The following is a 10,156-nucleotide window of genomic DNA, read 5'->3' as shown; positions in this document are numbered from 1 at the left end:
GGAGGGGGCCGGTGAGCGCCCCGCGCACGGAGCCCAGGGCGGAGCGGAGCGGCGAGGGGCGCCGCCGCTCCGGGCTCCCCAGCCTGGCGATCCGCCGTCCCATCGGGACGGTGATGCTGACCACGGTGGTGCTGGTGCTGGGCGGGTACTTCCTTTCCGGGCTCCCGCTGGACCTGCTCCCCAGCATCAGCTACCCGCAGGTGCGCGCCTCGGTCACCAACCCCGGCGTGGAGCCGGAGGTGATGGAGGAAACGGTCGCCAAGCCGCTGGAGGCGGCGCTGGCGGTCACGGAGGGGGTCACCCGGATCGAGACCGAGGTGCAGGAGGGGCGCGTGGGCGTCAACCTGTTCTTCGACTACGGCACCGACGTGGACCTGGCGCTCCAGGACGCCGCCAAGAACCTGGAGCGCGCCCGCGCCCGCCTCCCCGAGGAGGCAGACCCGCCCACCATCTTCAAGTTCGACCCCTCCCAGATCCCGGTCTACGAGGTGGCGTTCTCGTCCCCCACGCGCAGCCTGATCGACCTGCGCGACTGGGTGGACCAGCGCCTCCGCCCGCAGCTCCTCACCCTCGAGGGGGTGGCGTCGGTGGACGTCTCCGGCGGGCTGCAGCGCGAGGTGCAGGTGGTCCTCGACCAGGAGCGGCTGCGCTCCTACGGGCTCACCGTGGCCCAGGTGACCAGCGCGCTCCGCGCCGCCAACCAGAACGTGGCCGCCGGGCGCGTCGCCTCCCCCACCTTCGAGGTGGTGGGGAAGACCGCCGGGAAGTTCCGCAGCGTGGGCGACATCCGGGGCACCCTCCTGGTGCTGGGCAACGGCGCGCGCATCCCCCTGTCCGAGGTGGCGACGGTGAGCGACACCTCGCGCGAGCAGCGGCTCTACGCGCGGCTGAACGGCGTGCCCGCGGTGCGGCTCTCGGTGCGCAAGCAGCCGGACGCCAACACCGTGGCGGTCGCCGACGCCGTGAACGAGAAGCTGGCGTCGCTGCAGGGGAGCGCCTTCTTCCCCGCCGACATCGAGTACCGGACCCTGGAGAACCAGGCCAACTTCATCCGCAACTCGGTGGGCTCCGTCCGCAACGCGGCCATCGGCGGCGCGCTGCTGGCCATGATCGTGGTCTTCCTCTTCCTCGGCTCGCTGCGCAAGACCTTCGTCATCGGGCTGGCGATCCCCATCGCGATCTTCGCCACCTTCCTGATGATGGGGATGGGGAACCTGACGCTCAACATCATGTCGCTGGGCGGCCTCGCCCTGGGCGTCGGGCTCCTGATCGACAACTCCATCGTGATGCTGGAGAACATCTTTCGGCACACCAAGAAAGCCGAGGGCGAGGGGCTGGAGGAGGCCGCGCACGAGGGCGCCGCCGAGGTGCAGACGGCGGTGGTGGCGTCGACCACCACCAACCTGGCGGCGGTGGTCCCCTTCCTCCTCATCAGCGGCCTGACCGCGCTCCTCTTCCGGGAGCTGATCCTCACCATCTCCTTCGCCATCCTGGCGTCACTGCTGGTGGCGCTCACCCTGGTGCCGATGATGTCGGCGCAGTTCGGGAAGGTGCGCTTCACCAGCGGGCTGGCGAAGTCGCGCCTGATCCGCGGCTTCGACCGTGGCGTGGGGCGGCTCCGCGACGGCTACCGCCGCGCGGCGCCGCGGGTGCTCCGCTGGCGCTGGCTGGTGCTGGGGGGCGCCGTGGCCTCGTTCTTCGCCGTCATCCCGCTGGTGAGCGGGCTGGGGAACGAGTTCCTCCCGCAGGTGGACGACGGCGGTGTGAGCGTGGGGATCTCGCTCCCCCCCGGCTCCACCCCCACGGAGACCAACCGGATCGCGCTGGAGATCGAGGAGATGGTGCGGGAGATGCCGCACGTGCAGCACGTCTTCGCCTCGGCCGGCGGGATGTTCTTCGGCTCCGCCACGGTGGAGAGCGGCGGGCGCGGCTCGCTGGGGATCCGCCTGGCTCCGCCCTCCGAGCGGGAGATGACGGCGGACGAGTGGGTGCAGGCGCTGCAGCAGAAGATCAACGAGCGGGGGTACGCCGGCGCCCGCATCTTCGTCCGCCCGCCGCGCATCCGCGGGCTGCGCACCAGCAGCTCCGGCGAGGCGGTGGCCGTCACCATCCAGGGCGACGACCTGCGCGAGCTGCAGGCGATCGCCGAGGAAGTGATGGCGCGGATCCGCGAGGTGCCGGGGCTGGAGGCGGTGCAGCCCTCCACGGAGGAGGCCAGCCCGCAGATCGCGGTGGAGCTGGACCGCGAGCGCGCCGCCAGCATGGGGCTGGACGTGGCGGCGGTGGGGCAGGCGCTCCGCACCGCGCTGGACGGCACCGTTGCGACGCGCTACACCGAGGGGAACCGCGAGTACGGCGTGCGGGTGATGTTCCCGCGCGAGCGCTTCACCTCGCCGGAGGACCTGGAGTCGGTGGCGCTCTTCCCGGCGGGTGCGGGCGGCGCCCCGGTGTACCTGCGCGACGTGGCGACGGTGCGCCCGGCGCTGGGTCCCAGCACCATCCTCCGGGAGAACCAGAACCGGGTGCTGCGCGTCACCGGCGACGTGATCACGGACGTGGCCACGGTGGGCGAGGTGATGAACGGGGTCCGCGCCCGCCTGGCCGACCTGCGGCTCCCGGACGGGTACGGGATCCTCTACGGCGGCGAGGAGGAGGCCATCCGCGAGAACTCGCGGCAGCTCACCGTCGTGGTGTCGCTGGCGATCTTCCTGGTGTTCGTGGTGATGGCGGTGCAGTACGAGTCGCTGATCAACCCGTTCGTGATCCTGCTGGCGATCCCGCTCTCCATGGTGGGGGTGGCGCTGGCGCTCCGGCTCACCGGCACCCCGCTGGGCGCCCCGGTGATGCTGGGGGTGATCCTGCTGGCCGGGATCGTGGTGAACAACGCGATCCTCCTGGTGGAGTACATCGAGGAGTTCCGGCGCGTGCCCGGTACCTCCATGCTGGACGCGGCGGTGGACGCGGGGGCGGTGCGCCTGCGCCCCATCCTGATGACCACGCTCACCACCATGTTCGGGATGATCCCGCTCGCGCTGGGGCTGGGCGAGGGGTCGGAGCTGATGCAGCCGCTGGCCGTGGCGATGATCGGCGGCCTGAGCCTCTCCACCCTGCTGACGCTCTTCGTGGTGCCCAGCGCCTACGTGGTCTTCAACTCCCTGGGCGACCGGGTGAAGGGATGGCTCACCGGCGGCGGCCGGGAGAGGCGCGAGCTCCGGGAGGAGCCTGCGGCACCCGCACCGACGCCGGAACGGGACGTGCGTCCGCTGGGCGAGCCGGTCCCGGTGGGCGGCGATTGACGGAAGGGGAGCGGACGTGCCCGGGAGCCGCTCCGCCCTGGAGCGGCTCCCCGCTGGTTACCCGTGGGAGGGGAGGACGACGATGGACGGATTCTTCATGCGCCGGTTCGAGGAGGCCACGCTGGCGCTGCTGCGGGTGGCGGCGGGGCTCCTGTTCATGCAGCACGGCGCGCAGAAGCTGTTCGGCGCGCTGGGCGGGGCCGGACCGGAGGGAGGCGCGGTTCCGCTGGTGTCGCTGATGGGGCTGGCGGGGGTGCTGGAGTTCTTCGGCGGGCTGCTGGTGGCCTTCGGGCTCTTCACCCGCCCGGTGGCGTTCATCCTCGCGGGCCAGATGGCGGTGGCCTACTTCAGGGCGCACGCCCCGCAGGGCTTCTGGCCCATCCTGAACGGCGGCGAGCTGGCCGCCCTCTACAGCTTCGTGTTCCTGTACCTCTCCGCCCGCGGAGGGGGGCGCTACAGCCTGGACGGCCTGATCGGCCGGGGCCGCACGGCGCCGGAGACGCACACGGCGCGGGTCTGACGCGCACGGGCGGTACAGACGTGGTCCGGCGCGCGGGGCCGCCCTCCTTCGGGAGGGCGGCCCCATGCTGTTGGTGCAGTCCATTGCAGCGGTGGCGCGAGAGGCATCCCGGTGCCTATTCTATCATCGCGGCCGGACCAAGCTGTCGGCTGGGGCTCGCCCCTCCGGCACCGGCTGAGGAGCCGATCTCGACGCACAGAGACATGCCCGCACGCATCGAATTCCCTCACGAGCGCATCGCCGAGTTCTGCCGCAGGCACGGCGTCCGGCGGCTGCGGCTCTTCGGCTCCGTGCTGCGCGAGGATTTCCGCCCCGACAGCGACGTGGACGTCCTGGTGGAGTTCGAGCCGGGCGTCAGCGTGGGCCTCCTCACCCTCGCCGCACTGGAGCTGGAGCTGGGCGAGATCGTGGGACGCAAGGTGGACCTGCGCACCCCCAACGAGCTGAGCCGCTACTTCCGGCAGGAGGTGCTGGACGGGGCCGCGATCCTGTATGCGGCCTGAAGACCGGATGCGTCTGCACCACATGCGCGACGCCGGGCGCGAGGCCCTGCGCTTCGCGGCGGGGCGCACCCGTGCCGACCTGGACACCGACCGGCAGCTCCTCCTCTCGATCGTGAAGGACGTCGAGATCGTGGGCGAAGCCGCCAGCCGGATGAGCCCGGAGCTTCGGGAACGCCACCCCGAGCTGCCCTGGGCAGCCATCGTCGCCATGCGGAACCGGCTGATCCACGCGTACTTCGACATCGACCACGACATCGTCTGGAACACCGTGTTGGCCGACCTCCCGCCGCTCCTCTCTGCCATCGAGGCCATTCTCGAAAGCCCGGACGCGTAAGCCCCACCGCCCTCTGCACGGCAGCCTCGCGGGAGAGAACGCTGCCGAAATGCGGAAGCCCCGCCGCGGCATCTGCCACGGCGGGGCCTCGTCTATCTCGTCCGGATGGAGATGAGGGGAATCGAACCCCTGACCTCTGCAGTGCGATTGCAGCGCTCTCCCATCTGAGCTACATCCCCGGCACCAGTGGTCGATCAGGGACTCGAACCCCGGACCTCTCGCATGTGAGGCGAGCGCTCTAACCAGCTGAGCTAATCGACCGCGCCGCAGGACTCTACGTCCGCGGAGAGAAGAATCTAAACGGAACGGGCGAGAAGCTCAAGCTCCCCCTCGGTGGCATAAAGAGATGTCAGGTGGCACTTCTCCGTGCCGCCTCTCCGTATGCGCCCGGGCATCAGGGACCGGACGCCGCCTCCCCCGCGCCGAGCGGCGCCGGGAGGCCGTCGATGCTGGCGGCGTTCTTCTCGCGGCGGTAGGCGGGGAGGGTGTCCTCCTTCGCCTCCGCCCACCGCAGCAGGGTGTCCCGCTGCTCCACCATCTCCATGCGCGGGACGGCGTAGCCGCACGAGGTCTGCACGCGCGTGATCTCCGCGAGGACCACCTGGCGCGCGCCCGGGTAGTCGGGGAAGTGCCCACGCAGGGCCTCCCACCCGGGCGCGTCCGGCAGCACGACCCGCCCGCGCCCGTAGAGGCGGAGGATCTTCGGGGCGCCGGAGAAGGCGCAGAACAGGAAGGTGATGCGCCCGTTCTCCAGCAGGTGCGCCGCGGTCTCGTTGCCGCTTCCGGTGAGGTCCAGGTACGCCACGGACCGCGGGCCCAGGACGCGGAAGGTGTCGAGCCCCTTGGGCGACAGGTTCACGTGACCCGCCTCCGCCAGCGGAGCGGTCGCCACGAAGAAGAGCGGCTGCCGGGCGATGAAGTCCCGCAGCTCCGGCGTGATCTCGTCGAACAGCTTCGCCATGTCTCCTCCGTGTCCGGTACCGGTGCGCGCCGCCCTCGCCGGGCCCGCACCGGGAAGCGACGCAGGGCGGCGCCCCCTGTCAAGAGCGGTCCCGTTTTCGCGGGGCGGGGCGGCCATGGAAGCCATCGTATTCATCGGGATCCAGGCGTCGGGAAAGTCCACCTTCTACCGCGCGCGCTTCTTCGACACGCACGTGCGGATCAGCCTGGACCTGCTCCGCACCCGCCGCCGCGAGCGCCTGCTCCTGGCGGCCTGCATCGAGGCGCAGCAGCCCTTCGTGGTGGACAACACCAACGTCACCCGCGAGGAGAGGGCGCGGTACCTGGCCGCGGCCCGGCCGGCGGCGTTCCGCGCGGCGGGGTACTTCTTCGAGCCGGACCCCGCCGGCTCCGCCCTGCGCAACGCCGGGCGGGAGGAGGCGAAGCGCGTTCCCCCCGCGGGGCTCTTCGGCACGCTGAAGCGCCTGGAGCGCCCCACGGCGCACGAGGGGTTCGACGCGCTCTTCCGCGTGACGATCGCCCCCGGGGGAGAGTTCGCCGTGGAGCCGTGGGCCGGCGCGCCATCCGGCGGGTGAGGGCGCCCGCCCCTGGCGACGGGCCGGGACACACCGTATTCCTTCGGCGGCGAGCTCCCGTCCCCGCACTCCCGCGCCGATGAACTCTCCGGCACCCGATGCCCCGCCCCCGCAGGCGCGCTCCCCCGGGACGCTCGCGTGGCTCGTGGGCGCCCAGGGGCTCCTCCTGGCCACGCTGGTCCCCTGGTTCGTCGCGGCGGGGCTCTCGCTGGCGGCGCTCGGCGCGGCCGATCCGGGCGACCCGTGGCCGCCCCGGGTGTTCGTGGGGGTGGTGTGGAGCTATCCCATCCTCCCCGTGGCGTGCTCCCTGGCGGCCTGGCGGGCGTACGCGCGCCGGCGCTGGCGCCGGGCCGCGGTGCTCGCCGCCCTTCCCCTTCTCCCCGCCCTCCCGCTGCTCGCGTACCTGTTCTGGCTCGCCTGGCCCGCGTAAGATGATGCGCGCCCGCCGTCCTCCCGCGGCGGGGCGCGACCCCGGTCCTCCCCCACGCATGGACGCCACCACCACGCAGGCAAGCAGCGGCTTCTCGCCGTACATCTCCTTTGCGCGCGAGGAGTGGGCGCGGCTGCGCGGCAACACGCCGCTCACCCTCTCGGAAGAGGACCTGGCCGCGCTCCGCAGCGCCGACGAGTTCGTGTCCATGGAGGAGGTGACGGACATCTACCTCCCCCTCTCCCGCCTCCTCAACCTGTACGTGGCCGCGGCGCAGCAGCTGCACCGCGTCACCGACACCTTCCTGGCCCACCCCGCGGCCAAGGTGCCGTACGTGATCGCGGTGGCCGGGAGCGTGGCGGGTGGGAAGAGCACCACCTCGCGCGTGCTGCAGGCGCTCCTGGCCCGCTGGCCGGACCACCCGAGGGTGGACCTGGTGACCACCGACGGCTTCCTCTACCCCAACCGGGAGCTGGAGGCGCGCGGGATCATGCACCGCAAGGGGTTCCCGGAGAGCTACGACGTGCGCCGGCTGATCCGCTTCCTGGCCGACGTGAAGTCCGGCCGGGAGGAGGTGCGCGCCCCGGTGTACTCGCACCTGGTGTACGACATCGTCCCGGAGGCGGAGCTCACCGTGCGCCAGCCGGACATCCTGATCCTGGAGGGGCTGAACGTGCTGCAGGCCGGCGGGGGCGACGGCCGGCCGCCGCGCGTGTTCGTCTCCGACTTCATCGACTTCTCGCTGTACATCGACGCCGCCGAGGAAATGCTGGAGAGCTGGTTCCTGCAGCGCTTCCAGCGGCTGCGCGCAACCGCGTTCCGCGACCCCGCGTCGTACTTCCACCGGTACGCCGCCCTGCCGCAGGACGAGGCGACCGCCTTCGGCCGGCACGTGTGGGCGACGATCAACGCCGTGAACCTCCGCGAGAACGTGCTCCCCACGCGCGAGCGGGCCACGCTGGTGCTGGAAAAGGGCGAGGACCACCGGGTGGAGCGGGTGCGGCTGCGGAAGCTGTAGGGAGTGCGAAGTGCGAGGTGCGAAACGGGGGAGGATGGCTGATCTTCGGCTGAGCGTGGAGGGGGCGCGGGCGCTGATGCTGGCGGCGCAGGGGCTGGATGCGCGGCCGCGGCGCAGGGCGACGAAGGCGGACGTGCTGGAGACGATCCGGCGGATGGGGGCGCTGCAGATCGACACCATCCACGTGGTGGCGCGCAGCCCGTACCTGGTGCTCTGGAGCCGCCTGGGCGACTACCCGCAGCGCTGGCTGGAGGAGCTGCTGGCGGAGGGGGCGCTCTTCGAGTACTGGGCGCACGAGGCGTGCTTCCTCCCCACGGAGAGCTTCCCGCTCTTCCGGCACCGCATGCTGAACGCCGAGGCCATGCGCTGGAAGTACTCGGCGCCTCTCATGGCGAAGCGGGACGAGGTGGAGCGGCTGCTGGCGACCATCCGCGAGCGCGGCCCGGTGCGCTCGGCCGACTTCGAGCGGACGGACGGCAGGCCGGGCGGGTGGTGGGAGTGGAAGCCGGAGAAGCGGATGCTGGAGTCGCTCTTCACGGCGGGCGAGCTGATGATCGCCCGGCGCGAGCGATTCCAGCGGGTGTACGACCTGCGCCAGCGGGTGCTCCCCGGCTGGGACGACGCGCGCCTCCCGCCCAAGGAGGAGACGGACCGGGCCCTGGTGCTCCAGTCCGTGCGGGCGCTGGGGGTGGCGAAGGCGCGCTGGGTGGCCGACTACTTCCGCATGCCGAAGCGGGGGACGCCCCTGGTCCCGGAGCGGCTGGCCGGGGAGGGGGCGCTGCTCCGGGTGGAGGTGGAGGGGTGGACGGAGCCCGGGTACGTGCACCCGGACCACCGGGAAACGGCGGAGCGCGCCGCCGCGGGGGAGATCCGCCCGCGGCTCACCACCGTGCTCTCCCCCTTCGACCCGCTGGTGTGGGACCGGGCGCGCGCGCGCGAGCTGTTCGGGTTCGACTACCGGCTGGAGTGCTACACCCCCGCGCCGAAGCGGCGCTTCGGCTACTTCGTCCTCCCCATCCTCCGCCGCGGCGCGCTGGTGGGGCGGCTGGATCCCAAGGCGCACCGCCGGGAGGGCGTCTTCGAGGTCCGCGCCCTCCACCTGGAGCCGGGGGTCCGCGTCACCGGCGGCCTGGTGCGCGACCTGGCGCGGGCGCTGCGCGAATGCGCCGCCTGGCACGGCACGCCGGAGGTGGCCGTGCGCACCTCGGACCCGCCGGAGCTGGCGCGCCGCCTCGGCGAGGCGCTGGCCGCCGCCTGAGCGCGGCCGTCCCGTACTCTCCACCCTCCTCCCGGAGCCCACGATGACGGACACCCGCAGCGGAGTCGGGATCGGCGGGATCGGCCAGGTGGCGGTCAACGTGCGCGACCTGCCCCGCGCCGTGGCGTTCTACCGCGACACGCTGGAGCTCCCGCTCCTCTTCGAGATCCCCGGCGCGGCCTTCTTCCAGTGCGGCGCCATCCGGCTGATGCTCGCCCTCCCGGAGAAGCCGGAGCTCGACCACCCCGCCTCCATCCTCTACTACCGGGTGGACGACGTCCACGCCGCCTTCGCCGCGCTCACCGGGCGCGGCGTCCGGGCCGAGGGGGATCCCCACCTGATCGCGCGCATGCCCGACCACGACCTGTGGATGGCCTTCCTGCGCGACACGGAGGACAACGTCTTCGCACTGATGGGCGAGGTGCCGCGGGCGTAAGGGGCCCTTCTCCCGGGGCGGATTCACCGATATATTGTTGCATCCCCGGAAATACCCGTCGGAAATACCCGTCCGCTCGCTCCGCACCGCCCCGATGCGGCTCCCGGTGAGCGCACCGGCTCGCTCTGCGTCACGCGGTACCCCGCCCGCTCTCCGTCTCCATCCCGTTCTCCAGCAGGCGATTCCTCCGCGCACCGTCCCGGAGGAAGACGGATCTCCTTCGGCCGCAACCACTTCGCGCGGCCGATGGCGTGGATGCCGCCGGACCCCGCCGGCCCGCGACGGGTATGTCTATAGGAACCCAAGCCAACCTGCCGTACGATGCTGCACCCGCGCTTCCTCCTGCTGCTGTCGATGCTCGGCCTCCTGGCCGGGTGCGCGCAGCCGCATGCGCCCTCCCCGCCCGACGCGGCGCGGGAGCTGAGGCGCGGGCGGCTGCACGCGGCGGCGCTGATCCGGGAGACGCGCGCGGTGCAGGACCCGGACTCGGTGTCCGCCGAGGCCGCGCTGGCGGTGGCGTACCTGGAGCGGCTGCGGCTCGGGCTGGGGAGCCCCTTCCGCATGGCGGAGCAGGCGCTGGTGGACCCGCGCCTCCCGGACTCGCTCCGCGCGCCGCTTGCCTGGGCGATCCTGGCGCGCACGCTGGACGGGCGCGCGTACGAGGTGTACCCGGAGGTGCTCGAGCCGCTGGGAATGCGTGCGTTCGGGCCGGTGCGGGGGGACGGGGTGCTGCACCTGGAGCTGATCGGCTCCGTGCTGGAGGAGGCGCGCGACCCGCGGGCGGCGGAGCTGGGCGTGCGAACGGCGTACGCCATCGCCGCGGCGG

At 72.4% G+C, this 10,156-nt stretch carries 11 protein-coding genes and 2 tRNA genes; 10 read left to right on the top strand and 3 right to left on the bottom strand.

Annotated features, from left to right (window positions below; genetic code table 11):
* The 4 genes from VGR37_08585 to VGR37_08570 all read left to right on the top strand — a co-directional run.
* The coding region (locus VGR37_08585; protein HEV2147446.1) for an efflux RND transporter permease subunit at window positions 1–3,296 on the top strand (3,296 nt) is incomplete at its 5' end.
* Window positions 3,297–3,378: 82 nt separating this feature from the next.
* A complete protein-coding gene (locus VGR37_08580) occupies window positions 3,379–3,816 on the top strand; it encodes a DoxX family protein (GenBank protein HEV2147445.1) in 438 nt (145 codons plus the stop codon).
* A gap of 203 nt (window positions 3,817–4,019) precedes the next feature.
* Window positions 4,020–4,319 carry a nucleotidyltransferase domain-containing protein gene (locus VGR37_08575; protein HEV2147444.1) on the top strand — a complete coding sequence of 100 codons (300 nt, stop codon included), beginning with the start codon at window positions 4,020–4,022 and terminating at the stop codon, window positions 4,317–4,319.
* Window positions 4,309–4,653, top strand: coding sequence for a HepT-like ribonuclease domain-containing protein (locus VGR37_08570; protein ID HEV2147443.1), 345 nt, complete (start codon window positions 4,309–4,311; stop codon window positions 4,651–4,653). Before VGR37_08575 ends, VGR37_08570 begins: the two co-directional genes overlap by 11 nt.
* A 106-nt stretch (window positions 4,654–4,759) precedes the next feature.
* Here the strand turns inward: VGR37_08570 and VGR37_08565 are convergent.
* The 3 genes from VGR37_08565 to VGR37_08555 form a co-directional block, all read right to left on the bottom strand.
* Window positions 4,760–4,832: transfer RNA gene (locus tag VGR37_08565), tRNA-Ala, on the bottom strand.
* Window positions 4,833–4,840: 8 nt separating this feature from the next.
* Window positions 4,841–4,914 (bottom strand) — tRNA-Val (locus tag VGR37_08560).
* A 133-nt stretch (window positions 4,915–5,047) separates the two neighbouring features.
* The gene (locus VGR37_08555; protein HEV2147442.1) at window positions 5,048–5,614 is read right to left on the bottom strand and encodes a pyridoxamine 5'-phosphate oxidase family protein; all 567 of its coding nucleotides are present in this window, start codon (window positions 5,612–5,614) and stop codon (window positions 5,048–5,050) included.
* 115 nt (window positions 5,615–5,729) lie between these two features.
* Between VGR37_08555 and VGR37_08550 the strand changes: the two genes are divergently transcribed.
* From VGR37_08550 to VGR37_08525, 6 genes are all read left to right on the top strand, one after another.
* Window positions 5,730–6,188: an AAA family ATPase gene (locus tag VGR37_08550; protein HEV2147441.1), complete on the top strand. Its 459-nt coding sequence runs from the start codon at window positions 5,730–5,732 to the stop codon at window positions 6,186–6,188.
* 79 nt (window positions 6,189–6,267) lie between these two features.
* Complete coding sequence (locus VGR37_08545; protein HEV2147440.1) at window positions 6,268–6,618, top strand: hypothetical protein; 351 nt, start codon at window positions 6,268–6,270, stop codon at window positions 6,616–6,618.
* Window positions 6,619–6,676: 58 nt separating this feature from the next.
* Entirely contained in the window at window positions 6,677–7,636 is a 960-nt protein-coding gene (gene coaA / locus VGR37_08540; protein HEV2147439.1) for a type I pantothenate kinase, read from the top strand.
* Window positions 7,637–7,670: 34 nt separating this feature from the next.
* Entirely contained in the window at window positions 7,671–8,894 is a 1,224-nt protein-coding gene (locus VGR37_08535) for a crosslink repair DNA glycosylase YcaQ family protein (GenBank protein HEV2147438.1), read from the top strand.
* Between the two features lie 43 nt (window positions 8,895–8,937).
* Complete coding sequence (locus VGR37_08530; GenBank protein HEV2147437.1) at window positions 8,938–9,330, top strand: VOC family protein; 393 nt, start codon at window positions 8,938–8,940, stop codon at window positions 9,328–9,330.
* A gap of 321 nt (window positions 9,331–9,651) precedes the next feature.
* A partial coding sequence (locus tag VGR37_08525) for a hypothetical protein (GenBank protein ID HEV2147436.1) occupies window positions 9,652–10,156 on the top strand: 505 nt, incomplete at its 3' end.

The organism is Longimicrobiaceae bacterium, assembly GCA_035936415.1.
In the GTDB taxonomy this organism is placed as follows: domain Bacteria; phylum Gemmatimonadota; class Gemmatimonadetes; order Longimicrobiales; family Longimicrobiaceae; genus JAFAYN01.
This window is presented reverse-complemented; position numbering and strand designations above follow the sequence as displayed.

What these genes read in the sequence shown, in the direction of transcription:
- VGR37_08580 (HEV2147445.1), top strand. Translation starts at nt 3,379, where the DNA reads ATGGACGGATTCTTCATGCGCCGGTTCGAGGAGGCCACGCTGGCGCTG.
- VGR37_08575 (HEV2147444.1), top strand. Translation starts at nt 4,020, where the DNA reads ATGCCCGCACGCATCGAATTCCCTCACGAGCGCATCGCCGAGTTCTGC.
- VGR37_08570 (HEV2147443.1), top strand. Translation starts at nt 4,309, where the DNA reads ATGCGGCCTGAAGACCGGATGCGTCTGCACCACATGCGCGACGCCGGG.
- VGR37_08555 (HEV2147442.1), bottom strand. Translation starts at nt 5,614, where the DNA reads ATGGCGAAGCTGTTCGACGAGATCACGCCGGAGCTGCGGGACTTCATC.
- VGR37_08550 (HEV2147441.1), top strand. Translation starts at nt 5,730, where the DNA reads ATGGAAGCCATCGTATTCATCGGGATCCAGGCGTCGGGAAAGTCCACC.
- VGR37_08545 (HEV2147440.1), top strand. Translation starts at nt 6,268, where the DNA reads ATGAACTCTCCGGCACCCGATGCCCCGCCCCCGCAGGCGCGCTCCCCC.
- coaA (HEV2147439.1), top strand. Translation starts at nt 6,677, where the DNA reads ATGGACGCCACCACCACGCAGGCAAGCAGCGGCTTCTCGCCGTACATC.
- VGR37_08535 (HEV2147438.1), top strand. Translation starts at nt 7,671, where the DNA reads ATGGCTGATCTTCGGCTGAGCGTGGAGGGGGCGCGGGCGCTGATGCTG.
- VGR37_08530 (HEV2147437.1), top strand. Translation starts at nt 8,938, where the DNA reads ATGACGGACACCCGCAGCGGAGTCGGGATCGGCGGGATCGGCCAGGTG.